The organism is Bifidobacterium sp. CP2 (assembly GCF_018555635.1).
Classification (GTDB): domain Bacteria; phylum Actinomycetota; class Actinomycetes; order Actinomycetales; family Bifidobacteriaceae; genus Bifidobacterium; species Bifidobacterium saguinibicoloris.
In genome coordinates, this window is sequence record NZ_JAFEJX010000007.1 from 120,788 (window position 1) to 146,452 (window position 25,665).

16 protein-coding genes are annotated in these 25,665 nt (G+C 66.0%); 3 read left to right on the top strand and 13 right to left on the bottom strand.

The genetic code is table 11. The features are described from left to right. Positions 1-50: 50 nt before the first annotated feature. Positions 51-1,865, top strand: coding sequence for a biotin carboxylase N-terminal domain-containing protein (locus JS531_RS07165; protein WP_240542099.1), 1,815 nt, complete (start codon positions 51-53; stop codon positions 1,863-1,865). A gap of 188 nt (positions 1,866-2,053) precedes the next feature. Next, positions 2,054-2,980: a glutamate cyclase domain-containing protein gene (locus JS531_RS07170; protein ID WP_214314509.1), complete on the top strand. Its 927-nt coding sequence runs from the start codon at positions 2,054-2,056 to the stop codon at positions 2,978-2,980. A 291-nt stretch (positions 2,981-3,271) separates the two neighbouring features. Here JS531_RS07170 and JS531_RS07175 read toward each other — a convergent pair whose 3' ends face one another. From JS531_RS07175 to gatC, 10 genes are all read right to left on the bottom strand, one after another. After that, positions 3,272-4,531 carry an ABC transporter substrate-binding protein gene (locus JS531_RS07175; protein WP_214314511.1) on the bottom strand — a complete coding sequence of 420 codons (1,260 nt, stop codon included), beginning with the start codon at positions 4,529-4,531 and terminating at the stop codon, positions 3,272-3,274. Between the two features lie 219 nt (positions 4,532-4,750). Then, positions 4,751-5,296 carry a hypothetical protein gene (locus JS531_RS07180; protein WP_214314513.1) on the bottom strand — a complete coding sequence of 182 codons (546 nt, stop codon included), beginning with the start codon at positions 5,294-5,296 and terminating at the stop codon, positions 4,751-4,753. A gap of 216 nt (positions 5,297-5,512) precedes the next feature. Next, positions 5,513-7,138: a SpaH/EbpB family LPXTG-anchored major pilin gene (locus tag JS531_RS07185; RefSeq protein WP_214314520.1), complete on the bottom strand. Its 1,626-nt coding sequence runs from the start codon at positions 7,136-7,138 to the stop codon at positions 5,513-5,515. 397 nt (positions 7,139-7,535) lie between these two features. After that, positions 7,536-9,701 carry a transcription termination factor Rho gene (rho, locus tag JS531_RS07190; protein WP_214314522.1) on the bottom strand — a complete coding sequence of 722 codons (2,166 nt, stop codon included), beginning with the start codon at positions 9,699-9,701 and terminating at the stop codon, positions 7,536-7,538. Between the two features lie 242 nt (positions 9,702-9,943). Next, a complete protein-coding gene (locus JS531_RS07195; protein ID WP_214314524.1) occupies positions 9,944-11,548 on the bottom strand; it encodes an FAD-dependent oxidoreductase in 1,605 nt (534 codons plus the stop codon). Positions 11,549-11,841: 293 nt separating this feature from the next. Continuing rightward, a complete protein-coding gene (locus JS531_RS07200; protein WP_163196996.1) occupies positions 11,842-12,156 on the bottom strand; it encodes a DUF2469 domain-containing protein in 315 nt (104 codons plus the stop codon). Between the two features lie 166 nt (positions 12,157-12,322). Then, positions 12,323-13,441 carry a GNAT family N-acetyltransferase gene (locus tag JS531_RS07205; protein WP_214314526.1) on the bottom strand — a complete coding sequence of 373 codons (1,119 nt, stop codon included), beginning with the start codon at positions 13,439-13,441 and terminating at the stop codon, positions 12,323-12,325. A gap of 365 nt (positions 13,442-13,806) precedes the next feature. Further along, positions 13,807-15,303 (bottom strand): Asp-tRNA(Asn)/Glu-tRNA(Gln) amidotransferase subunit GatB, encoded by a 1,497-nt coding sequence (gene gatB, locus JS531_RS07210; RefSeq protein ID WP_214314528.1) that lies wholly within the window; start codon positions 15,301-15,303, stop codon positions 13,807-13,809. A gap of 33 nt (positions 15,304-15,336) precedes the next feature. Beyond that, on the bottom strand, positions 15,337-16,878 hold the full coding sequence (gene gatA / locus JS531_RS07215; RefSeq protein WP_214314530.1) for an Asp-tRNA(Asn)/Glu-tRNA(Gln) amidotransferase subunit GatA: 1,542 nt from the start codon (positions 16,876-16,878) through the stop codon (positions 15,337-15,339). An 8-nt stretch (positions 16,879-16,886) separates the two neighbouring features. After that, positions 16,887-17,186: an Asp-tRNA(Asn)/Glu-tRNA(Gln) amidotransferase subunit GatC gene (gene gatC, locus JS531_RS07220; RefSeq protein ID WP_214314532.1), complete on the bottom strand. Its 300-nt coding sequence runs from the start codon at positions 17,184-17,186 to the stop codon at positions 16,887-16,889. Between the two features lie 482 nt (positions 17,187-17,668). On the opposite strand from gatC, the gene JS531_RS07225 reads away from it, so the two are divergent. Continuing rightward, entirely contained in the window at positions 17,669-18,610 is a 942-nt protein-coding gene (locus JS531_RS07225; RefSeq protein ID WP_214314534.1) for a colicin transporter, read from the top strand. Between the two features lie 1,906 nt (positions 18,611-20,516). On the opposite strand, the gene JS531_RS07230 is transcribed toward JS531_RS07225, so the two are convergent. From JS531_RS07230 to JS531_RS07240, 3 genes are all read right to left on the bottom strand, one after another. Then, positions 20,517-21,458: a hypothetical protein gene (locus JS531_RS07230; RefSeq protein ID WP_214314536.1), complete on the bottom strand. Its 942-nt coding sequence runs from the start codon at positions 21,456-21,458 to the stop codon at positions 20,517-20,519. Positions 21,459-21,607: 149 nt separating this feature from the next. Then, the gene (locus JS531_RS07235) at positions 21,608-22,831 is read right to left on the bottom strand and encodes an ATP-binding cassette domain-containing protein (protein ID WP_214314538.1); all 1,224 of its coding nucleotides are present in this window, start codon (positions 22,829-22,831) and stop codon (positions 21,608-21,610) included. Positions 22,832-23,334: 503 nt separating this feature from the next. After that, the gene (locus tag JS531_RS07240; RefSeq protein ID WP_214314540.1) at positions 23,335-25,596 is read right to left on the bottom strand and encodes a hypothetical protein; all 2,262 of its coding nucleotides are present in this window, start codon (positions 25,594-25,596) and stop codon (positions 23,335-23,337) included. Positions 25,597-25,665 lie beyond the last annotated feature (69 nt).

Genomic DNA, 25,665 nt, shown 5'->3' on the forward strand with positions numbered 1-25,665 from the left:
CATCGGAACAATCGAACACCCCGCAACCCACCCGTCACCCGAACCGTCGCCTGCGCCGCATCCTCGTCGCCAACCGCGGCGAGATCGCGGCGCGCATCATCCACGCCTGCCATGACACGGACCGCACGGCCATCGCCGTGTACGCCGATCCGGATGCGGACGCCCTGTTCGTGCATCTCGCCGACGAGGCGTACGCGCTGGGCGGCGCCGACGCGAAGGACACGTACCTGAACATCGACGCGATCGTCGGGGCGGCGCGCAAGGCGCACGCGGACGCCGTGCATCCCGGCTACGGGTTCCTTTCGGAGAACGCGGAGTTCGCCCAGGCGGTCATCGACGCGGGACTCGCGTGGATCGGCCCGAGCCCGGAGACCATCCGTCTGCTCGGCAGCAAGGTGGAGGCGCGGCGCATCGCCGCCGAGGTGGGCGCGCCGATGGCGCCCGGCACCACCGCTCCCGTGCGCGATCCACAGGAGGTGGTCGACTTCGCCCGCGAGCACGGCCTGCCGTTGGCCATCAAGGCGGTGTATGGCGGCGGCGGGCGCGGCCTGAAAGTGGTGCACGAGCTCAAGGATGTGCGCGAGGCGTTCCTTTCGGCCACGCATGAGGCCGAGGTGGCGTTCGGCAACGGCGACTGCTTCATCGAACGGTTCCTGGCGCGGCCGCGCCACGTGGAGGTGCAGGTGCTGGGCGACCTGTCCGGGCATGTGGTGGCGGTGGGCACGCGCGACTGCTCGCTGCAGCGCCGTAACCAGAAGCTCATCGAGGAGGCGCCGGCGCCGTTCCTCGCGCCGGGCACGCGCGAACGGCTCGAGCGGGCGGCGGTCGCGATCTGCGAGCGCGCCCGCTACGCCGGCGCGGGCACGGTGGAGTTCCTGGTTGATCCGGACGGCACGATGTCGTTCATGGAGGTGAACACGCGCATCCAGGTGGAGCATCCGGTCACGGAGATGACGACGGGCGTGGATCTGGTGGAGGCTCAGTTCGCGGTGGCGGAGGGCGCGTCCGCCGCCGATGTGGTGGCGCGCGCGGTGCCGCCGCGCGGCCACGCCGTCGAATTCCGCATCAACGCGGAGGATCCGTCGCGCGGGTTCGTGCCGTTCCCGGGCGTGGTGGAGTCGCTGCGCGTGCCGTCCGGTCCGGGCGTCCGCTTCGATACGGGCGTTGAGGCGGGTTCGATTGTGTCCGACCGGTTCGATTCGATGCTGGCGAAGCTGGTGGTGTGGGCGCCGACGCGTGAGGCGTGCCTGCGCCGCGCCGCCCGCGCTCTAGCCGAGTTGGAGGTGCGCGGCGTGCCCACGGTGAAGGCGTTCGACAAGACGGTGCTGTCCGACCCGGATTTCGCCGCGCCGGACGGCCCGGATTCGTTCCGCGTGTACACGCGGTGGATCGAGGAGGTGCTGCTGCCGCGCACCGATGCGGCATCGCTCGCTTCGGGCGCGCCCGGCGCGCGCGCCGGGGTGCCCGAGCCGGTGCAGGCATGGATCGAATTGGACGGCCGGCGGATGCGTCTGGGGTTGCCGGGCACGTTGGGCGCCGTGTTGGCGTCCGCCGCGAACGGCACGTTGGGCGCGTCGACGAGGCTGCCGGGGGCGGCGGGTGATTCCGCCGGCGGTGCAGGCGCGGGCGCGGCCGACGAAGCGGCACGTCCGGCCGGCGCGATCGCCTCGACGATCACCGGCACCGTGGTGCGTTGGCTGGTGGACGACGGCGCGGCCGTCGCGGCCGGCGATCCGGTGGTGGTGGTCGAGGCGATGAAGATGGAGACGGAGGTGACGGCACCGATCGCCGGCACGCTCCGGCGGTCGGCGGCTCCGGGCGATGCGGTGCGGTTCGACGACGTGTTGGGCGTGGTCGAGCCCTAGTCGTTCCACCCCTGTTTCACGCGGTGTTCCACACCACCGCCGACCGTTTCACGCGGTGTTCCACGGAACGCCCCACGCCCCGCCCGCTGTTTCACGGAATGTCCCACACCATACGAAGTTGTTTCACATGACGTTTCACATATGTCTCACGCATGTTCCACGTCATGTTTCACAGAAGGGAGCCACTCATGGACGCCAACACCTCATCGCTCGCCAATCTGGCCAGCTGGCGCTTCTATCCACGCATCGCGCGCATCGCGCGTCTGGCCTCACGGGATGTGGGCCGCGGTTCGGAGACGCTGATGACCTACTCACGCGGCGACCTGTTCCGGGCCGCACGGCAGCTCGTCACCGGCCGACCCGGCCGCGCGCTCGTCGTCACCGGGTTCTTCATTCCGAAGGCCGAACATCCGGCCGCCGAGACCGACGGCCCGCTCGGCGCGCTGGAGGTGTGCATGGCCCTGCGCGCCATCGGCGGCGACGCCTGGCTCGTCACGGACGAATGCTGCGCGCCGGTCATCCAGCCCAGCGCCAAGGGGCTCCTGCCGGACGACCACGTGCTCGTCGCCCCGGTGCACGAACGCTTCGACGGCTGGATGAACGGCGTCATCGATCTGGCCCGTGCCAACGACATCGACACGCTCATCTACATCGAACGCGTGGGCCCCGGTGCGGACGGCAACCCACACAACATGCGCGGCATCGACATCAGCGAATGGACGGCACCGCTGAGCCGGCTCAAGCAGCTGGACCTGCACACCATCGGCGTGGGCGACGGCGGCAACGAGATCGGCATGGGCCGCGTGGCCGAATACGCCATCGCGGGCGTCGTGGATCACGGCGAGGACATCGCCTGCCGTGTGGCCACGGACGAGCTCATCGTCTCCGGCACGTCGAACTGGGGCGCGCACGCGCTGGCCTGCGCCATGCGCGCCATGGGCCAGCCGCGCATCGAACCGTACCTCGATTCCGCATGGCATCGTCGCACATTGGACGTCATCGTGGCGCACGGCGGGCTCGACGGCGTGCATATGACCAACGTGGCCACGGTGGATGGGCTCGAACCGGACCGCTACTTCGCCGAGATCGACGCCCTCACCGCGCTGGCGCGGTGAGGGCACGGTGAAGGCACAGTAAGGGCACAGTAAAGACACGGTGAGAGCACGGCACCGGACCGGCCGGCCCATTCAGTTGGTCATCACATGCTTCAGTTGGTAACCGTCGCGGGCAACGTCGGAGCAGGCCGGATGAGGATTCCCGGAATCAAGCCGATTCCGCATTCGGCCGCCGTCTCGTCGACCGGCATGGTTACCAATTGAAGCCCAAAAGAACCTATAAAGGAGCCTCCGCCACCGGCGAAGGCTCCTTCGTATGCAGATCGCGGATCCCGCGGGCTTCCGGCCGCGTCACGCCTTGGGCACGGAGCCCTCCTGCGAGTGGTCGAACACCGGCTTGTTGTCCGCATCGAACTTGTAGATGCCGATGGCGGCGGTGGAGGGGTCGTTCGCGTCGTTGAACGCGCCGATGCCCGCCAGCCCCTGGTACTGGATGTCCTTGCCGGCCTTGAGCGCCGTCAGGCATTCCTTGTACGACTTGCACTTGGTGCCGCCGTTCTTGCCGGACACGGCGGGCAGGTTCTTGGCGACGGTCTCACCGTCGGCGCTGCCGCCCTTCTGGGCCGCGAGCGCGGCGAGCACCACCGCGTCATAGGTCTCGTTGGCGTAGGTGAAGTCGGTGACCTTGGGGTCGATCTTCTTGAGCTTCGCCTGATAGTCGTCGGTGGGGTGGGCGCCCGGGATGGTGCCGATGGTGCCTTCGAGCAGGCCGGCGTCGAAGTCGGCGGAGTGGTCCACGGTGTTGCCGTCGGACATGAACAGCTTGTGGGTGTCGACGCCGGCGGTCTTCAGCGCCTTGACGAGCGCGGTGGTCTGGTCGAACGCGATGACGAGCGTGGCGTCCGGGTTGGAGGCCTTGACGGCGGTGGCGATGGATGAGAAGTTCGTCTCGGTCGGATCGAAGGTGTCCTTCTCGCCGTAGACGACGTTCACGCCCGCCGCTTCGACGGTCTTGACGACGACGTCGCGCAGGTGGGTGCCGTACTCGTCGTTGAACACGGCGATGGCGAGGTTCTTCACGCCCTCCTGGGCGATGACCTGGCCGAGCACGGCGCCTTGGACGGTGTCCGGGGCGATGGTGCGGAAGAACTTGTCGCTGATGCCGCTGAGCGAGGTGGATGTGGCACCTTCGGAGATCATCGGCACGCCGGATTCGGTGACCTGCTTGTACGTGTTCTTCACCACGGAGCTGGACGGCGGGCCCACCACCACGGACGGCTTCTTGGAGAGCACGCTCTGCGCGGCCGCGGTGTTCTGGTCGGCGTGGTCCGCGTCGGAGGTGTCGGCCGTGGTGGTGGTGATGTCCTTGCCGAGCACGCCGCCGGCCGCGTTGATGTCGTCGGCGGCCTGCTTCAGGGCGGCCACGTTGGATGGTCCGATGTACGCCATGGAGCCGGTCTCCGGGAACATGCCGGCGGCCACGAACGTGTCCTGCTTGCCGGAGCCGGAGCTCGAGCCGTTGCTCGCCGAGCCGCAGCCCGCGAGCGCCATGGACGCCGCCGCCACGATCGCGGTGATGGCCATCGCCTTGCTTGCGTTTGTCTTCCTCATCGTCATCACTTTCCTCTCTTATGTTCCGGATGCCATGCCGTATGCCGGCGTCCGGCAGTGATGTTGCGATCCGCGCTGTTGTTCCGCCCGAATCTTGAGGTCGACGGTACGCGGCGGGTGATTCCGCCGCGTTGTGTTCGTGTAACCGCCCCATGAATGCCGAAAAGCCGGGGAAATGTTCTTGGACATTTCCCCGGCTTGCCGTCGCTCATGGAAGGCTTACAGGCCCAGCTGTTTCTTCAGATTGCGCAGGTCTTCGAGCTCCTCCTGCATGCGGTCCACGGAATTCTGCAGGTCGCTGATGTGCATCGCCTGCTGGTAGATGATGAGGTCGCGCAGGTCGATGCGTTTGTCGGAGGAGAGGATCAGCCGCTCCGGGTCGATGCCGATATCGGAGGTCTTGTCGAAGATGTCGAACAGCGACACCGTGTGTCGTTCCTCGTCGTGCGGGACGTCGCTTTTCTGCTTGACATGGTGGGGCGGGGTGCTTCCTGGATGCTTGGCTTCCTGGACGAGCCGTTCGTTCGCCTTCCAGCGTGCGAAGCAGCGTTCGACGCGCTTGTTGCCGATGAGCGCGGAGTCAAGTCCGGCTTTGCGGAAGATCTGGACGGGCGATTCACCGTTGAAGTAGCTTCTGAGGCTTTCGATTTTGAACTCGTCGGTGTAGCGGATGCGTTCCTCGTCGGCGAAGTGCACGGCGGCGAGGGTGTTGAGATAGGCTACTTCCTCCGGTGAGAAGCGGTCTCCCCTATGATGCGTCGTCATTGGACGTCTCCTTGGTGGGTTGACATGCGATGCGGCCGCGCCCGTGGCGCGGCCGTGGAGGATGCTGCGACGGCCAGCGTCGCCTTTCGATGAGGGGGGCGCCGGCCGGGGTGCGCGGGCGGCGGGACGGTTCCGTCACCCGCGCGGTCACACGCCCGGCGGTCCGGATACCGCTCCGCGCCGGGTTGGTGGTGTGCTGCAGGTGCGACGTACCGGTCAGGCCTCCAGCGCGCGCTTGGTGGCACGGCTCTTGGCGAACACGGTGGCCGCCGCGCCGGCGAGCAGGCCGGCGAGCACGACGAACAGGGCGATGCCCGCGGCGCCGGTCTTCGGCAGCTCGGTCACGTTCTTCACGTTCTTGACCTTGATGGCGGACGCGTCGCCGGACACCAGACCGAACATCCCATTCTCCTGATAGGAGACGTTGCCGTCCTTGTCGATGGTGACGGTGAACTTCGCCTTGACCGCGGTCATGAAGCCTTCAGGGGTCTTGGTCTCCGTGACGGTGTACGTGCCGGCCTTCAGGCCCGTGACAGTGAACACGCCGTTCGTCTGATCGGCGTTCCAATACTCCGCGTCATCGGACAGGCCGCCACGCTCCTGCTGCGAGATGTATTTGCCGTCCTGGTTCGTGATGGTGAATTCGGCGCCCTTGAGGTTGTTGCCGTCCGCATCGGTCTTGGTGAACTGGAAACCGTACGTCTTCAGCTTCTTCTCGCCGGGCTTCGACTCGCCCTGACCGTTCGGGCTCACGGTCGCCTTGTTGGACACCGTGTCCACCGCGTCCTGGTTGACCGTGGCCGTGTACACCATCTTGATCTTGCGGTTGGAGTACGCGGACACGTCACTGACGGTCACGGTAAAGTACCTGGACCCGTCGTCGGAGCCCACGACGCGGTCCACGTCGTTCCAGGAACCGGTCTCCACCTCGTCGGCGGACAGCGGGTCGGCCGGGTACGTGCCGTCCTTGCCAGCCACGTACACCTTCACGTTGGTGGAGATGTCCTCGACGGTCAGGCCCTTGCCCGGGTAGTCCTTGAACTGGTAGCTGAATTTGTCATGGCCCACGGTGCTCGGGATCTCACCCTTCACCGTGTACGTGAGCTGATCGCCCACATTCACCGTGCCCTCGGTGTCACCGGTGACGGTCTTCGTCGGCGCCTGGTTCGGCTGGTTCTTCACATCCACCTCGCCCAGCTTCTGGCCATCCAGACCGAGCAAGCTCCGGCCGGCGACCGCGGTCGCCACGACCATCGGGATCGACGGGCCGTAGTTCGCATCACCGGACTGTCCCTCGGTGGCATCCACCACCACGTACAGACCCTCCGGCAGCTTCTCGAACTTCGCCGTGCCGTCCTTGCCCGTCGCCGTCAGCGTGGACTTTTCCACGAGCGTCTTGAACGCATCCTCCGCGGCGAGCCTGGTCACGAACTTGCGCAGCGCACCATCCCACGGCTCGGCATTCGAATCATTCATGTTCGCGGCCACGTAGCCGGCCGGGTTGCCGGCCTTGCCGTACACGCTCGCCTCATACGCGTCCTTGTCGACCGCGTTCAACGCCGTCTCCAACACGCCCTTCGCGTCATCGACGGTCCCGACCTCGACCGAATTGACCAGATTCGCCTGCTTGTCGGAAAGTGACGCGGACACGTACGAACCGATACGCACCGCCTTGAACGAACGCTCGTTGACGCCCTCACCGGACAACGTGATCACGCCATCGGACGCAGCCAACGCATCGGCCGACGCCTCCGCCGCATTCGCGGTGGCCGCGCCCAACGCGAAACCACCCAGCAGGGTCGCCGCCGCGGCGACGCCTGCGAACAACTGCTTTATCGTCATGAAAACCCTCTACTCCTTATGATGAGAATCCTGTACTCCCCCCGACATCGAAGGGGGCACACCCACAATGGAACATTACTCGCCATATGGGATTGTGTGGGTACAACACCCCTACGTAGTGGGCATTTCCTTATATTCAAGGGGTGTGGCACCCGATATTCCCGCACCGCGCGTCCCCACGGACGCTGACTACGGTGCCGAACGTCCCGGAACCCGCTGCCCGCCCTGAGATCGCGTCCCACAACCCGCCCCACATACGACAAAAGCCTCCTTCCGGAGACATCGCATCACATCGATGTCTCCGGAAGGAGGCCCTATTCACTCACGACCGCGGACGCCCCGCGGTCGCGGACGCCGCAATCGGCCCGCAAACCGCAAACCGCGAACCGCGAACCGATCAGTTGCCGTTGACGGCGCCGCCGCCGGACTGCTGCACGATGGCGGCGAGGAAGTCGCGGTTCGTGGCGGTCTTCTTGAGGCGCGGCACGAGCGTCTGGTACGCCTGCTCGGGCTCCATGCCGCCGAGCAGCCTGCGCAGACGGTAGACGATCGGCAGCTCCTGCGGCGCGGTGATGAGCTCCTCGCGGCGGGTGCCGGACGCGTTGATGTCGATGGCGGGGAACAGGCGCTTGTCGGCGAGTTCGCGGGAGAGGCGCAGCTCCATGTTGCCGGTGCCCTTGAACTCCTCGAAGATCACTTCGTCCATCTTGGAGCCGGTCTCCACCAGCGCGGACGAGATGATGGTGAGCGAGCCGCCGTTCTCGATGTTGCGGGCCGCGCCGAAGAACTTCTTCGGCGGGTACAGGGCCTGCGCGTCCACGCCGCCGGACAGGATGCGGCCGGAGGCGGGCGCGGCGATGTTGTAGGCGCGGGCCAGTCGGGTCATCGAGTCGAGCAGCACCACCACGTCCTGGCCGAGCTCGACGAGACGCTTCGCGCGTTCGATGGCGAGCTCCGCCACGGTGGTGTGGTCGGAGGCGGGACGGTCGAAGGTGGAGGAGATGACCTCACCCTGCACCGTGCGCTCCATGTCCGTGACCTCTTCCGGACGCTCGTCCACGAGCACGACCATCAGATGGACTTCCGGGTTGTTCGTGGTGATGGAGTTGGCGATGTTCTGCAGCGTGATGGTCTTGCCGGCCTTCGGCGGGGAGACGATGAGGCCGCGCTGGCCCTTGCCGATCGGGGAGACGATGTCCATGATGCGGCCGGTGAGCTTGTTCGGCGTGGTCTCCTGCTTGAGGCGCTCCTGCGGGTAGAGCGGGGTGAGCTTGCTGAACTGCGGGCGGTTCGCCGCCTGTTCGACGGTCATGCCGTTGATGGAGTCGATGGACTGCAGCGGCACGAACTTCTGACGCTGGTTGCGGCGGTCGCCTTCGCGCGGGGCGCGGATGGCGCCGTGCACGGCGTCGCCCTTCCGCAGGCCGTACTTCTTGACCTGGCCCATGGAGACGTACACGTCGTTCGGTCCGGGCAGGTAGCCGGAGGTGCGCACAAATGCGTAGGAGTCGAGCACGTCGACGATGCCGGCGACGGGCACGAGGTCGTTCTGTTCGTCGCGGCCCGCGTTGCGCTCGGCGCGGTCGCCGCGTTCCGTGCGGTCGAGACGGTCGTTGACGAGGCGTTCGGCGCGCTCGTCACGGTTGCCGCGACGGTCGTCGAAGTCGTTGCGGTTGCGGCCGCGCAGGCGGCGTCCGCGACGGTCCATGCGCTCGTCGCGGTCGTTGCCGCGTTCGGCGTCGCGACCGACGTTGCGGTCGTTGCGCTCGGCGTTGAAGCGGTCGTTGCCACGGTCGGAGCGCTCGGGGCGGTCGACGCGGCCGCGACGCGGCTCGGCGTTCTCGCCGTGGGCGTCGTTGCGCTGGGTGGGCAGGGTGGCGAGGATGTCGTCGAGGTCGCGCACGACCTCGGTCTCGTGGTTCTGCTCCTGCTCGTCGGAGGAGCGGCGACGGCGACGCACGTTGGCCACGATGATCTCGTCGCCGTTCTCGTCAATGACGTGGCGGCGGCCGGTCTTCGGCGCGCTGGCCTCGTCGGACGGCTTGCGGTCGAGGTCGAGCGCGTCCAGCAGGTTGGCGGTGTCGATGGGCGCCGGTTCGACGACGCGACGCTCGGCACGGCGGCCCTTGCGGGCGCTTTCCTCGCGGTGGTCCTCCAGGCCTGCGACGGCGGCGTCGGCGTCCGTGTCGCCCTCGGCCGTACGACGGGTGCGACGATGCTTGCCGCGCGGCTCGTCCTGCTCGGCGGGCTGTTCGGTCTGCTCAACGGGCTTCGCGGCCTCGGCGGCCGGGGCTTCCGGAGCGGTCTCGCCCTGGGTCTGTTCCTGGGCCGCGGCCTGCTCGAGGGTGGGGGTCGTCTCCTTCGGCTCCTCGGCGGCCTTCGCGGTCTTCTTCGGCACGCGCACGGTGACGCCGGCCGGCGGCTCCCCGCCGTTGCGGGCGGCCTGCAAGGTGGCGAGCAACTCGGGCTTGCGCATGGTGGACGTGCCACGCAGGCCCATCTGCTTGGCAAGCTCCTTGAGCTGAGGCAGCTTCATTTCCTCAAGATTCTGGCTAGTTGCCACGTTTCATACCTTTCCACAGCATGTGCCCACGCATGCCCGCGGGCTTCCGCCTGAAATGTGATTACGACCTCAAGTCGTCTGTGAATGTCCGCCGCAATGCCATGCCCGCGAACTGGATTCACTCTACAACGCCAATCGGACCAACGCAAACCAACGTCGCACGCGTCGAACGCATGCGGAACGCGTACGAAAAAGGCTCCTTCCCCAACCGGGGAAGGAGCCTTCAAACTCACCGAATCACATCACTTGGATTCATGGTAGGACTTGTCGGTGTTGACGGACCACACGTTCTTCTTCGAGGTCTTGCCGGACTTGATGTTGCCGACGGCCTCGATGGCGGTGGCCATGGAGTGGTCCATGTTGTTGTAGCGGTGCTGGCCGTTGCGGCCCACGCAGTAGAGGTTGCCGAAGCCGTCGAGGTATTCGACGAGCTCGTCCATGTGGTCGTAGGTGTCGAAGTAGGCGGGGTACGCCTTCTTGACGCGTTCGCGATGGGAGTCGAGTACGTCCGCCGGGCCGTTGATGACGCGCATGCGGGTGAGCTCGGAGATCGCGAACTTGGTGGCCTCCTCGTCGGTCATGTTCCAGAACGAGTCGCCTTCCTCGCAGAAGTACTCGAGGCCGATCCACACGGTATCGTCGACGTCCTTGACGAGGTACGGGCTCCAGTTGTTGAAGATCTGGAGGCGGCCCACCTTGTAGCCCGGGTCCTGCACGTAGATCCAGCAGTCGGGGACAATCGGCGGGTTACCGAGCGTGGGGATGTCGGTGGTGTTCTTGAGGCGCAGGTGCTTGACGAGCAGGCCCACGGTGACGAAGTCGCGGTAGGGCAGGCCGTTGGCCACGTCCACCATGTCCTTGGGCTCGTGCTTGCCCTGGGTCTCCTCGGTGCCGGCGTCGAGGGCGTTGACGAGGTCCTTGACGGGCATGGAGGAGATGAACTGGTCGGCGGTGAGCTCGTTGCGGTTGCCTTCGGAGTCGACGGTCACGACGGAGGCGATGCGGCCGTCCTTCTGACGCACCTCCACGACCTTCGCGTCGGTGACGACGTTGACGCCGGCTTCGACGCAGTTCTGCTCGACGGTCTCCCACAGCTGGCCCGGACCGTACTTCGGGTACCAGAACTCCTCGATGAGGGAGGTCTCGACCTCGGCGTTGGAGCGCTTCTTCGGCAGGAGCTTCTGGAACGCGTTCTTGAGCACGCCCATGATGGACAGGCCCTTGACGCGCTGGGAGCCCCAGTCGGCGGAGATCTGGGAGGGGTGACGGCCCCACAGCTTCTCCGTGTAGCCTTCGAAGAACATGGAGTAGAGCTTGCGGCCGAAGCGGTTGATGTAGAAGTTCTCGAGGTTGTCCTCGGGCAGCTTGTGGATCATCGACTTCAGGTAGGAGAAGCCGGCCACCATGGTGAGCTTGAAGCCCATGGCCTTGAGCGTGTTGGCGCTCAGGGAGATCGGGTAGTCGAAGAAGTGGCGGTTCCAGTAGATGCGGGAGACGCGGTGGCGCTTGAGCATCACCTTATCCTCGGTCTCCGGGTCGGGGCCGCCCGGCTCCATGTCGTGCTCGCGGCCGAGCTTCTTGTCATCATAGGAGGGGGCGCCCTGCAGCGGCAGGGTCTCCTTCCACCAGTCCATGATGCGCTCGTCCTTCGAGAAGAACCGGTGGCCACCGATGTCCATGCGGTTGCCGTTATGCTTCACGGTGCGGGAAATGCCGCCGAATTCGCGGGTCTCCTCGAGCACGGTGACGTCGTACTTCTCGGCGCCGCCGTCCTTGATGAGCTCCCATGCCGCGGTCAGGCCCGCGGGGCCGCCGCCGATGATCACCACGGATTGCTTGTCGGTCACATTCATCTCCTTATAACAAATCACGCATATCCTACCGGAGCGCCCGGAACCGCACGCCGCACGTGTGCGGATGCACACAGAATCATCCCCATCGCAGGGCCGCCGCACGCCATCGGACATCGGACGCACGACGCCGCACGTCATCGCAGGGCCGCCTCACGCCGACCGCACGCCGTCGAAAAGCGAACGGCCGCCCGCCGTCGCGGATCCCGGAATCGGACCCACGGCGACGGACGGCCGCATATCAACGCCGGAGCGTCGGCCGCACGTCAACGACGCGCGCCGCACCCGACTCAGTGGATGTCGTCGGGGATGTCGATGTCGCTCTTCTGCACTTCCTCCACGTTGACGTCCTTGAACGTCACGATGCGCACGTTCTTGACGAAACGACTGGGACGGTACACGTCCCACACCCACGCGTCGGTGAGCTGCACGTCGAAGTACACGTCCTGGCCGGCGGACCGCACGTTGAAGTCGACCTTGTTGGCCAGGTAGAAGCGGCGTTCGGTCTCCACCACGTAGGTGAACAGCTTGATGACGTCGCGGTACTCCTTGTACAGTGCGAGTTCCGCGTCGGTTTCGTAGTTGTCGAGGTCTTCGGCGCTCATATCCGTCCTTCGTTCATGCCCTTCGGCCCGCCGCGGCGCGCCCATGCCGACGCCCCTGCCATCGCGCGGGTCTCTTCGTTCCGGAAACCACCTTACCGATGGCCCCTACATTTCGCCGGCGCGCCGGCGCATCGGACGTCGTCCGGCGGTCCGACGACGCGACGGTCTACTCGCGTTTGCGGCCGCGGCCGAGCGTACGCCACCACGCGTCCTTCGAGGTCTTGCGTTCGCTCTGCCCGTACGGCCAGTTGCTCTCCTCGTCGGCCGATTCGCGCGTGGCGTGCGTGCCGCCCGACGTGCCGGACACGTTCTTGGGCGGCAGGCCCAGCCGTTCGCGGGCCTCGTCCGGGGTCATGCGGTGCGCGTTCTCGCGCGTCGGCTCCGTATGACGTTCGACGCGGTCGCGCGTGGCCGTCGCGTCGTCGCGCACGTCGGCATCCGACGCCGTGGCGTCGGTCGCACCCTCGCCAGCGGCATCCTCCTGCTCGCGTTGCCGCTGCTGGATGGCGATGGAGTGCTCGCGCGCGCTCAACGCCTCCTGAATGCCCGGATTGTCCTCGAACACGTGCATGCCGAACGCGTCGAGCGAACGGATCGGATCGTACTCGTCGAACAGCGTGTCCATCACGATGAGGTCCTGATACTTGCCGGTCGTCGGATCCCACAGGGCGTCGCGCGACGTGCCGGACGGCACGAAGCCGAGCGACTGGTACACGGACACGGAACGCGAGTTCTGCTCGGGCACGGCCACCCAGATGCGGTGCATGCCGAGACCGGCCGGCTCGGGCGCGAAACCGTAGGTCATGACGCGGGGCATCGCGTCACGCGAATAGCCGCGGCCGCGGTAGTCCTTGCCGAGGATGACCTGGATGCGCGCGGAACGCGACCATCCGTCGATGTCGATGAGGAAGATCATGCCGATGACGTTGCCGGTGGACGCGGCGTCCGTCACATGGTCGGCGTCATGGTCGGCGTCGGTGAGCACCGCCCACGCCATGGTGCGGCGGGATTCCGGATCGCCCACACCCGACTCGCTGGGCGCCTGACCCTGCGTCCACGCCACGGAGCGACGCACCCACGCGTGCACCACCGCACGTTCCGCGTTCTCGTCCTTGCCGGTGATGCGGTTGGCGCCATGATAGGCCTCGAGTTCGTCGAGCTTGGGCAGATCCTCCATGGTGGCGGGACGCAGATGCACCATTTCGCCGCGAATCGGCGGAATCACGATGCGCGACGGCAGATCACGCCGCTGCTCCGACACCGATGCTTCCGTGTGCTCACTCATAATCCTTGTCCATCCCTCGCATTCGTAACCGAATCGCCTGACCGGCATCGCCTCGTCGGAAACCGATCATTGCCGAAAATATCCTACTCGACTGTATGAACGCTGAAAAGAGACTGCGCTTGCCTGTGACCATCGTCACGGTGCGGGCGCATCGCCGGACGGGCCGACGCCGCGCGGGCGGACGACGCGCGAGCGGACGGCGCACACGCGAGCGTCGCCCGGAAAACATCGCGCGGAAAACACGAAGGGCGGGTCCCGACGCACCCCGCAAGGGGATGCGGCGGAACCCGCCCCGTATCGAACGCATCGGACGGACCGGTCGAATCGGACGCAATCGGACCGAATCGGACGCGGCCGGACGGACGCTACTGGAGCTTCGCGCGCACGATCTTCGTGACGGCCTTCGCGTCGGCCTGGCCGCGCGTCGCCTTCATCACGGCGCCGATGATCACGCCCATCGGCTTCATGTTGCCGCTCTTGAGCTTCTCGACGACATCCGGGTTCGCCTCGAACGCCGCGTCGACGGCCGCCTCGATGGCGCCCGAATCCTCGACGATCTTGTAGCCGTGCTTCTTGACGACCTCGGCCGGAGTGCCCTCACCGGCGAGCACGCCGGCGATGGTCTGCTTCGCGAGCTTGTCGTTGAGCTTGCCGTCGGCGATGAGCTTCTCCACGGCGGCCACATCGGCCGGGGTGACGGGCAGCTCCTCGAGCGAGACGCCCTTCGCGTTCGCCTCGCGGGACAGCTCGCCCAGCCACCACTTGCGCGCGCCCGCGGCGGAGGCGCCGGCCTGCACCGTGTCCTCGATGAGGTCAAGGGCGTCGGCGTTGAGGATGTCACGCAGCTGCAGGTCGGTCAGGCCCCACTCGGACTTGAGACGGTTGCGGCGCTCGCGCGGCATCTCCGGCATCTGGGACTCGATCTCCGCGATGTGCTCCTTGGTGATGTGCAGCATCACGAGATCCGGATCCGGGAAGTAGCGGTAGTCGTCCGCATCGGACTTGAGACGGCCGCCGGCCGTGGTCTGCGAGGCCTCATCCCAGTGGCGGGTCTCCTGCAGGATCTCCTTGCCCTCGTCGAGGCGCGCGGCCTGACGGCGAATCTCGTACTGGATGGTCTTCTCGATGCCGCGGAACGAGTTCACGTTCTTGGTCTCGGAACGCGTGCCGTACGGGGCGTCCGCGGACGGGCGCAGCGAGACGTTCACGTCGGCGCGCATGTTGCCCTGCTCCATGCGGGCGTGGGAGATGCCCAGCGCGCGCACGATGTCGCGGATGGCGCGCATGTACGCGCCCGCGATCTCCGGAGCGCGGTCGCCCGCGCCCTCGATCGGCTTGGTCACGATCTCGATGAGCGGCACGCCCGCGCGGTTGTAGTCCACGAGGGAGTGGTCGGCGCCCTCGATGCGGCCGTCGGCGCCACCCACGTGGGTGTTCTTGCCGGCGTCGTCCTCGATGTGCGCACGCTCGATCGGCACGCGGAACACGGTGCCGTCCTCAAGCTCCACGTCCAGGTAGCCGTTGCCGTTGGTCGGCTTGTCGTACTGGGAGATCTGGTAGTCGCGCGGCATGTCCGGGTAGAAGTAGTTCTTGCGGGCGAACTGGCTCCACTCGGCGATCTCGCAGTGCAGGGCCAGGCCCAGCTTGATCGCATAGTCGACGGCCGTCTTGTTCACCACCGGGAGGCTGCCCGGCAGGCCGAGGCTCACCGGGGTCAGCTGGGTGTTCGGCTCGCCGCCGAAGCTCACCTCGGCCGGGCAGAACAGCTTGGTCTTCGTGCACAGCTCGACGTGCGTCTCCAGGCCGAACACCACATCGTACTTCTTCGTGGCATCGGCGTACTTCATCAGTTTTTCAGCCATGATGTTGCTATCTTTCCTTCCGATGTCACTTCGTTACTTGGCGAGACCGTCAAGCCACGGGGCCTTGAGGTCCTTCCAGACCGGGCCGTTCCAATCCTCCTCGAGGGCGGCCTCGAGCGCGGCGGCGGGCTTGTACATGACCTCGTCGCGCTGCTGCGGGGCGATGAACTGGAAGCCCACGGGCAGGCCGTCGTCGGACAGGCCGACCGGGATCGACATGGCCGGGACGCCGGCGAGGTTCGCCGGGATCGTCGCGATGTCGTTCATGTACATGGCCAGCGGGTCGTCCATCTTCTCGCCGAACTTGAACGCGGTGGACGGGGAGGTCGGGGAGACCAGGACATCGGCCTTCTCGAAGGCGTTCTTGAAGTCCTCGATGATGAGCGTGCGAACCTTCTGCGCGGAGCCGTACCAGGCGTCGTAGTAGCCGGCGGACAGGGCGTAGGTGCCGAGGATGATGCGGCGCTTGACCTCGTCGCCGAAGCCGGCCTCACGGGTGTAGGCCATCATGTTGGCGGCGGTCTGCGGCACACCGGCCGGCGGCATCACGCGCAGGCCGTAGCGCATGCCGTCGTAGCGGGCCAGGTTGGAGCTGACCTCGGACGGCATGATGATGTAGTACGCGCCCAGCGCGTACTCGAAGTGCGGGCAGGAGACCTCCACGACCTCGGCGCCCATGTCCTCGAGCTTCTTGACGGCCTCGTTGAAACGGGCCTCGACGCCGGGCTGGAAGCCCTCGCCGCCGAGCTCCTTCACCAGGCCGACCTTCAGGCCCTTCAGGTCACGCTTCGCGCCTTCGCGCGCGGCGGCGACCATCGGACGCGGGCCCTCCGGGATGGAGGTGGAGTCGCGACGGTCATGGCCGCCGATGACCTCCTGCAGCAGGGCGGAATCGAGCACGGTGCGGGAGACCGGGCCGATCTGGTCGAGCGAGGACGCCATCGCGATCGCGCCGAAACGGGAGACGCCACCGTAGGTCGGCTTCACGCCGACGGTGCCGGTCAGGGCGCCCGGCTGGCGGATGGAGCCGCCGGTGTCGGTGCCGAGGGCCAGCGGGGCCTCGAACGCGGCCACCGCGGAGGCGGAACCGCCGCCGGAGCCGCCGGGGACGCGCTCGGTGTCCCACGGGTTGTGGGTGGTCTGGTAGGCGGAGTGCTCGGTGGAGGAGCCCTGAGCGAACTCGTCCAGGTTGGTCTTGCCGAGGATCGGCATGCCGGCGGCCTTGAGCTTCTCGATGACGGTGGCGTCGTACGGCGGCACCCAGCCCTCGAGGATCTTGGAGGCGGCGGTGGTCTCGATGCCCTTGGTGACGATCATGTCCTTGATGGCGATCGGGACGCCGGCCAGCTCCGGGAGGGCTTCCTTCTCTTCCGCGGACTTGGCGTCGAAGGCGTCGGCCTGCTCGCGGGCCACGTCGCCGGAGACCTTGAGGAAGGCCTTGATGCTCGGCTCGGCGGCCTCGATGACCTCGAGGTGGGCGTCGACCAGCTCGCGGCTGGAGACCTCGCCGGCCTTGACGGCGGCGGACATCTCGGCGGCGGACAGCTTGACCAGTTCGTTGGTTGCTTGCGTCATGATGTGCTTCACTCCTCGCTTCCCAGGATTCGCGGGGCCACGAACATGCCCGCCTCGGTCTTCGGACCGCCGGCGAGCGCTTCGGCCTGCGTGAGCGGGGTCTCGGGGACGTCCGGGCGCAGGTAGGCCTCGAGCGGGACCGGGTTCGCGGTCGGCGGGACGTCGTCGGAGGCGACCTCCTGGACCTTGTTGATGGAGTCGGCGATGACGTTCAGCTCGCCCTGCAGACGGGTGATCTCCTCATCGGTGAGCGCGATTCGGGCCAGATCGCCCAAATGCACGATTTCTTCGCGTGTGAATGTAGGCATGCGCCTAACTATACGAGCGGTTTGTGACACGCGGGCTATCGGTTCCGCGGCACTGATTCCGCGGCACTGATTCCGCAACCGGGATGGGAGGGCCGGCGCATTCGGCGCGACCAATCGCCTCCGCACGCCGGTCCCAGCGAAACAACTGGTCACTCCACCACCAGCCCGCTTCACAAACCACCCTCGGGGGTGCGGACCAGCGAAACAACCCGTCACCCAATCACCAACCTGCTTCGCAAATCAGGCTCCCCGCGAAACAACCAGTCAGAGGCCGACCAGCCTGCTTCACAACCAACCATTCCGCGAAACAACCAGTCAGCCAACCACCAGCCTGCCTCACGAACCGGCCTCCCAGCGAAATAACCCGGCAGCGCCCGACCGACACGCATCGCATTGCCTAGGAACGTCACCCCCCCCCGCAGATAATGACCTCGTCCCAACAGCAATCAGCACTGATATATGGCAGCACTCTGGAGCACGTCATGACCGAAACCAACCACAAGCCGAAATGGCTCACACCCACGATCGCCGCCGGCGCCGCGATCCTCCTCATCGCCGGCGGCGCCACCGGATGGCACTCGTACACCACCAACCAGTACGAGACCGCCAAGACCGCATGCTTCCAAGCCGCCGACACCGTGCGCGAGACCGCGAACCAGTACAACACGATCCTCAACGGCAAGGCCCACGACGCCGCCGCGATCACCAAGACCCAAGTGCAGGACGCGAAGACCGTCACCGAACTCGCCAAGGAACTCAAAGCCCAAGCACCCACGTATGAGGGCTGCACCATGGACGACACCAAGGGCCTCCAAGCCGCGGCGGACACGCTCAATGGTCAGGCCGACTGGTACCGCACCCATGCCAAGACCCTCAAGACCCTCAGCGGCAAGGTGACCGCGTCCAAACTCGCCAAGGACATCGAGGACGCGAAAACCGCACTGAAGCAGAGCATCGACGACGCAACCAACACCTGGAAGGACACCGAAGGCAAGGTCGCCGACGACAACACACGCACCCAACTCAAGACCACGATCGACGAGGCCACCACAACCATGGGCACGAAGAACCCGAAGAGCACTCAACCCTACACGGATGCGAAAACCAAGCTCGATCAGGCCATGAAAGCAGTGAACGACTCCAAGAACGCGAAGGACGAAGCCGACCGGCAGGCCGCCGAAGCCGCCGCCCAGGCACAAGCGTCCAACGGGGGCACGGGTTCGAACGGCACCTACCGCAAGACCAGCGGCAACGGCGGAAGCACCTACCGCAAGAGCGGAGGCTCCACCTACCGCAAGAATGGCGGAACCACTAACGGTGGCGGAACCAGCAAGGCCCCCTCCTCCTTGCCAGATACCGATGGAAGCAACTGGGGAATGGACTGGACGCCCGTAACCGGCAACAGCCACAGCTGGGAAGGCTGATTGAACTAGATTAAGGTGTGTCGTTTCCTTGAATACAGGTCATCAACATGCCGACAGTCGAATTCCTGATGCTGTCAACGGCTTACGCGGTTGCATGCAGCTTTCAGACATGGGCACAGGGTGCAACGACGAGTCGTTAAGCCATCCCCGACTACTACGCCCCTAACGTTGAGAGGTGACTGAACGGCCTGCTTTAACGGATTGACGGTTAACTTACACACGCGAAAAGGAGTAGAAGCGCTTCAAAAGAGTTGTCCATAACAGCGTGAATCAACATGGCTGCTGGCAGGATTGCATCCATCAATCGCAGAATGAATTCACTTTGAATATGCCCCAGTGGAATCATGCCGATACGAAATCGGTATACATCCCCTATGTCTTGGTATTTTCCGACACGTCGCCTAGTGTTGGTCATGTCCGAATGCCCCCAACCAACACAAAGGGGATATGGGGGCATCAGGGCACTGTCTATGGGGGATGCACTCTACTTGCAAAATCACAGCAGCCGCCTGCGTAGACTATTCCACATCTGCTTTTACGAGGGCATGAAACATTATCTATGGGGGTTCGGGGGCATATCGCTTCGAACACGTCTTCGACGCCGGACGGCCTGCATCATCGCCGAATACCTGCGATACGGAACTCAATCGAACACACGAACCGAGTTATCCACATAGGCGGATCAACGTCGAACTGTATCGGAAAACCACATCGTTCCAACGAACAACGGACCGGAGCCCTCCACGACACGCCCATCGCGGAGGGCTCCGACCACATACCCCCATCGGGGTTGTCACCCAAGCGCAACAACCATTAGCGTCGAACCATGAGACCACACAACGAAGTAACCGCGCTCATGGAAGCCGCACGAAACGAACACCGCTGCGCGTACGGAACGACCTCCGCCCAACGACAGGCCCTCGCACGTCGGGTGCACGCACTCGAACTGGAGCGTGTGCACCCCAACATGTACGCCGACGCGACCTACTGGCAGGCGCTCAACCCACCGGAACAGACCCTGCACATCGCACGGACGCTGCACATCCGACATCGCGATTGGCGGTTCGGCGGACTCACCGCGGCCACCGCACACGGCTTCGAACACCGATGGCGGCTCCACGACGGCACCGTCACCATCATCACATCATCCAAAACCACCGACATGACCGACGAACGACACGTGAAACGACTGCGAACGGCGCCACGGGAATCGGCGCCCGTCAACGGCATACCGCCGGACAACGCACGCCGAATTGACCGCGAATACCCCCCCCTATACCCCTATAGAGGGGCTCGGCAGAGAATCAGACCGGTCATCACCGGCGTCACCGGCAATCCGAAGAAACCTGGACGCACGGAGACAGGACGTAACACCGTCACGACCCATGACAACCCGGTGTCCGATAAGACACCCGGCCCATCACAAAGCCACCCGTCATGCTGCAGACCACGCCACCTCACCAGCCATACGCACATCCAACCATGCCCGATGCACACTGCACATGCCGCACCACCAGTACCATCACATCGCCCCGTCATCCGTCAGACGAAGCAGTGACAGGCGAAGCGGTGACAGGCAAGACGGTGGCATACAAGACGGTGGCTCATCGGACACCAGCCTGCCACGACCACGCGGGCACAACCACACATCCCTCCGAAGAACCCGACACATCACAACACGACCCCCGGCCGCGACGTACCCACGGCCGCACAAATCGCACCGCCGCATGCCCGTCCGCATCACCGCGCACCCACGCAAACGAAGCGGTGGCAGACAAGGCGGTGCCCCATTGGACACCAGCCTGCCACGACCACGGCAACACAACCACCGTCCCGCCAGACAACCCGCCTTGTCCGATGCCGGACAACCCGCCTTGTCCGACGCCACACAACTGGCATCGCGTCGCTACTTCACGTCGGCGCGACGCACCACAAGGACACCGATCACATACAGGACCACCGCCCAGGCAAGCAGAATGAGACCGGCCTGCCACCACGTCGGGTTGAAACCTCCCGAAGCCGCCGCCGAGGCAACGGCATCGGCCGCAGCCGAACCCGAACCGGAGCCGGCACCCGAGCCAGCGCCGGCCGCCGCAACGCCCGCATCCCCGGCAGCCGCACCCGCACCAGCCGCACCAGCACCACCACCCACGCCACCACCCATCAACGTAAGCGTCGCCTCGGTGACATCGACCCCGCCGGTCAGGAACGTCGTCGCGGCCTGACTGGGCAGACACGCCGCGACGGATCCGATCCACGCGAATCGGTCGCCGGCGAGCGAAACCAGCGACAGCACCGAAGGCGCAATCATGACGATGCCGATGAGCGCGAACACACCGCCCACCGTGGAGCGGCACAACCCGCCCAGCCCCAGTGCCATGACGGCCGTGACCGCCAACACGCACGCACCGCCGACCACGGTGACCCACGGCAGCAGCCGCTCGGAATCACCCAACGCACCCATCCCGCCGGCAGACGTGGCGAACAGCGCGTACGCCGCACCCCACGACAGCAGCAATCCCGCCATCGCAGACAGGAACGACAGCGCCGCGACCACAACGGCCTTCGCGTTCATGAACAGCACGCGATGCGGATCGGCCACGAACGACATCTGCACGGTGCGCGTCGTGTATTCGCCGGTGACGGTCATGACGCCGAGGATGCCGGTGACGATCATGCACGTGACGGTGAACCCGCCCACCGACGACCACATGAGGCTCGCAGGCAGCTCCGCCGGATGCGCGAGCGCCTTGCCGCTGCTCGGGTCCATGCCGGCGATGATCGTCATCGACCATGCGGACAGTGCGGCTCCGGCCGGCAGCAGCACGAGGTTGAGGACCAGCAGCACGATGGTGGATCGGATGCTCAGCGCCTTGACCAGCTCGCTTCGGAACACGCCCCACGCGTTGAGTCGTGGGACGCGGCTGGATCGTGGGCCACCGAGCCGTTTGCGGCCGCCCGACCGACCGCGTCCCTTTGATGCGTGCGCTCCCCTGCTCATCGCGTCACCTCCTGCGACCGGTTTTGCGGGAAATCTTGCGACCCGCCTGACCCGGCGACGTTCCGCCCGGCCGGTACCGTCGTCACCGTCGCGGCGGTCGCTCCACCCGACGTCGACACCGCCGTCGCCCCGCCCGACGCAACTGCACCACCCGGCACCGTCGACGCGTATTCGACCGCGGCGTGCGTCAACGCCATGTACGCTTCCTCGAGCGAGGCATGCTCCTCGAGGAACTGGTAGGTGACGAGGCCGGCGCGAGCGAACACGTCGGCCGTGGCCTTGAGGTCGGCGCCGACGATGCGGAACGCCTGTCCTTCCGCCGGGTCGCCGGCGGCGCGCGCCGCGGGCGTCACGGAAACGCCCGCCGCGTGCGCGAAGATGGCGTGCAGCCGGGCCGGATCCGGGGTGACGACGCGGATCGAATGCCGCGAATGTTCGGCGACGAACGCATTCACGGTGGTGGTTTCGAGGATGCGCCCCTGGCCGATGATGACGAGGTTGTCGGCGGTGAGCGCCACTTCGCTCATGAGATGGGAGCTGAGCAGCACGGCCCGTCCCTGCGAGGCGTAGTACCGGCACAGTTCGCGCACCCATTTGACGCCTTCGGGGTCGAGACCGTTGATGGGTTCGTCGAGGACGAGGTTGTGCGGGTCGCCGAGGAGGGCAGCCGCGATGGACAGGCGTTGGCTCATGCCGAGCGAGAATTGGCCGGCGGGTCGTTGCTTCACTGCGGCGAGTCCGGTCATGTCGATGATTTCGTCGACGCGTTTGCGTCCGATGCCGTTGGTGAGGGCGAGCGCCCGCAGGTGCGCGTAGGCGGATCGTCCGGGGTGGGCGGATTTCGCGTCGAGTACGGCTCCGACGGCCCGCAACGGCGCCGCGATGCGTCCGATGGGTCGTCCGTCGATGAGCGCGCGTCCTTCGTCGGGGCGGATGAGGCCGAGCGCGGCGCGCATGGTGGTGGATTTGCCGGCTCCGTTGGGCCCGAGGAATCCGGTGACCTTGCCGTCTTCGGCGGTGAAGGTGACGTGGTCGATGGCTTTGCGTGGACCGCCGCGCGTGTCGCGTGCGCCGAGCGCAGACCCGTTCCGGGTGGCCGTACCGGACGCCGCGCCGTTGGGTGCCGGCCCGTTGGATGCCGCACCGGACGCCGCACCGTTCGATGCCGGTCCGCCGCGCGACTTGCCGAATGCTTTGGTGAGCCCCTGTATCTCGATCATCGCGCCCCTTCCTTGGATGCCGAGCGAGTTGTCTCCAGACTACCGTGGATTGACGCGCCTCGCCGAACCGTCAATCCACGTGTCGCCCGACCGGCCGCCTGATTCGCTTCGCGGACACCTGCCTAGCGAAGCAACCCGTCAGCGCGCAACCGAACTGCTTCACGAACCACCTTCTCAGCGAAACAACACAGCTGAACCCCACCGAACCGCGTCGCAACCACCCCTCTCAGCGAAACAACCTGACAGCGCCCGACCCAACCGCGTCGCGTAGTCCCCCACCACGCTCGCATACGGCAAAAACGCTCCGAAATATACGAGTGCGGGCCGCATCCCGTGGCTACGTTGGGATGCGGCCCGCACAGTCATGGCCGGTCGTTCGGATAATCCAAGCCAGTCGAACGGCCCGAGTCAACCGAACCGCCCGGGTCAACCCGAACCGCCCGGGTCAACCCGAACCGTCCGATTCAGCCGAACCGTCCAAGCGACCCGAGCCAGCCGAACCGTCAGCGACGCTTGCGGTCGATGAGGACGATGCCGCCGCCGATGACGAGCAGCACGACGACGATCGAGGCAATCGTCATGACGTTGGAACCGGTCTTGGACAGCGCGCCCGGCTTGGCGCCCGGCTTGGCCGTGGGCTTCGTCTCCGGCTTGGTCGAGGGCTTCCCGGGCTCGGACGGCTCGGCGCCTTCCTTCTGCACGCCGTAGGTGCCGTCCGCGTTGTTCTTGATCTCGTAACCCTCGGCGAGGTAGTCCTCGGCGGGCTTGACGGTGTAGGTGCCGCCGGAGATCTGGACGTTGACGAGGTCGTCGGCGAGCGCGCCCTTGAAGGTGCCGCCGGAGATCAGGACCTCGACGTTGTTCTTCTCGCCTTCGGTCAGGCGGCCCGCGTACTGGCCGACCGTCGTCTGGCCATCGGCCGCGGTGAAGGTGCCGCCGTTGATGGTGAGCTTGCCGAGGTTCGCACCGTCGGTGTCGGCATCGACGCTGCCGCCGCCGTTCCAGATGACCTGCTTGCCGGTGGTCGCCGAGAACTCGCCGCCGTTGATGGTGGTCACGTTCCAGTTGAACACGGCTGCGGAGGTGCCCTTGAAGGTGCCGCCGTTGATGGTGAGTTCGCCGTACGAGTCGTTCTTGATGTAGTTGCCGCCCTCGAACGTGCCGCCGTTGATGGTGAGCGTGGCGTTCTTGCCATTCGCCGGCTTGCCGGAGAACCAGCCGTTGTCGATGAGGGAGGAGTAGCTGGCGTTGGTACCGTCGGCCTTAAGCAGCTGGACCTTGGCACCCTCGTTGATGGTCATCTCACCGTGGTTCACGAGCGCGTAGTAGGTGTTGTCCTTGGTGCCGGTCTCCGCGGAACGCTTGAACGTGCCGCCGTCGATCGTGGCCGTGGCGCCTTCCTCGTTCCAGAGGGGCGTCTTCTGATGCGTCACGTTGTCGACGACGCCGGTCTTCTTGGCGCTGGAGTCGGTGACGGTGAGCGTGCCGTTGTTGGTGATGGTGTGGCCGGCCTTGTTGGCGAGCGTGCGGCCGTTGAGGTCGATGGTGACGTTCGCACCCGCCGGAATCACTACGTCCTCGGTGATGTTCTGCAGCAGGGTGACCTTGGTGGCGCCTGCGGCGATCGCGGCGGCGATGGTCGCGTAGTTCTTGCCGTTCTGGTCGACGACATAGACGTTGGCGCCGTTGTAGGGAATCTTCGTGTCCGTGCCGAACGTGTTGTCCTCGATGGTCGCGCCGCCTTCGGTGACGTAGCCGCCGAGCAGGACGCCCACGTAGGAGTCGAGCGTGTTGCCGGTGATGGTCAGGCCGTCGTTCGGACCCTGGCTCGGCCACGTGCTGTAGGAGACGGCCGCGTAGCCTTCGATGGTGTTGTCGCTGATGACGGTGTTCTGGGTCGCGGTGACGGCGATGCCATACGTCCTGGATTTGTCGGCGGAAAGTCCCGTGCCGTTCTTGACGGTGTTGCCGGTGAAGGTCGTGTCGGTGATGCCGTAGGAGCCGGCCTGCGTGTTGCCGTTGCCGACGACGAACATCATCGAGCCGGACGTGCCGTTGCCGGAGATCGGGCCGCTGGTGACGGTGTTGTTCTCGATCTTCGTGCCGGTGATCGGGAGCGTGCCGTTGCCGATGATGTTCACGCCCACGGCAGAGTTGTTGACGACCTGGCCGAGCTGGAACGTGTTGCCGCTGATGACGGTGCCGTTGGCGCCGTTCTCCAGCCACACCGAGCTCGGCTGCCAGTCCGCGTTCTGGGAGGCGCCGGTGGCCGGGTTGCCGGCAGCAATCTCAAACGTGTTGCCGGTGATGGTCACGCCGGCGGCCTTGTTGCTGACGATCAGGTTCTGCGCGTTCGTGTTGGTGGCCGGGTCGAGCTTGAAGTGCACGCCCTTGACGGTGACGCCGGAGGCGTTGATGCGCAGGCTGCCGGTGAAGGTGGCGCCTTCCGCAGCGGTGATGGTGATCTTCTTGGTGACGACGAGGCTGCCGGTCACGTCACCGGTGAGGGTGACGGTGCCGCCTTCGGGCGTGTCGTTGATGGTGGTCTGCCAGTCGGTCGCGTCGGCCTGGGCGGCGGCGCTCGTCGCGGCGAGACGCTGGCGGACGCGGGGTGCGGCCTGCAGTGCGGTCGCGGCGGGCGCGTCGCCGTAGGTGGTGATGGTGTCGGCGCCGGCCGCGTATGCGGCGGGCGCTCCGATGCCGAGCGTGGCGACGGCAGCGATGACGGCGATGCCGCGGCGCAGGGTGCGCGTGGTGATGCTCATGGAACTCCTTTCGTCTTTCCGAGCGCGGGCGTAGTTGCCCGCACTGGCTTTCAGCCTACCCCCCGATAT

Excerpts from the sequence above, each read along its gene's own strand:
- JS531_RS07170 (WP_214314509.1), top strand. The coding sequence starts at position 2,054 with ATGGACGCCAACACCTCATCGCTCGCCAATCTGGCCAGCTGGCGCTTC.
- JS531_RS07175 (WP_214314511.1), bottom strand. The coding sequence starts at position 4,531 with ATGAGGAAGACAAACGCAAGCAAGGCGATGGCCATCACCGCGATCGTG.
- JS531_RS07180 (WP_214314513.1), bottom strand. The coding sequence starts at position 5,296 with ATGACGACGCATCATAGGGGAGACCGCTTCTCACCGGAGGAAGTAGCC.
- JS531_RS07185 (WP_214314520.1), bottom strand. The coding sequence starts at position 7,138 with ATGACGATAAAGCAGTTGTTCGCAGGCGTCGCCGCGGCGGCGACCCTG.
- JS531_RS07200 (WP_163196996.1), bottom strand. The coding sequence starts at position 12,156 with ATGAGCGCCGAAGACCTCGACAACTACGAAACCGACGCGGAACTCGCA.
- JS531_RS07205 (WP_214314526.1), bottom strand. The coding sequence starts at position 13,441 with ATGAGTGAGCACACGGAAGCATCGGTGTCGGAGCAGCGGCGTGATCTG.
- gatB (WP_214314528.1), bottom strand. The coding sequence starts at position 15,303 with ATGGCTGAAAAACTGATGAAGTACGCCGATGCCACGAAGAAGTACGAT.
- gatA (WP_214314530.1), bottom strand. The coding sequence starts at position 16,878 with ATGACGCAAGCAACCAACGAACTGGTCAAGCTGTCCGCCGCCGAGATG.
- gatC (WP_214314532.1), bottom strand. The coding sequence starts at position 17,186 with ATGCCTACATTCACACGCGAAGAAATCGTGCATTTGGGCGATCTGGCC.
- JS531_RS07225 (WP_214314534.1), top strand. The coding sequence starts at position 17,669 with ATGACCGAAACCAACCACAAGCCGAAATGGCTCACACCCACGATCGCC.
- JS531_RS07235 (WP_214314538.1), bottom strand. The coding sequence starts at position 22,831 with ATGATCGAGATACAGGGGCTCACCAAAGCATTCGGCAAGTCGCGCGGC.
- JS531_RS07240 (WP_214314540.1), bottom strand. The coding sequence starts at position 25,596 with ATGAGCATCACCACGCGCACCCTGCGCCGCGGCATCGCCGTCATCGCT.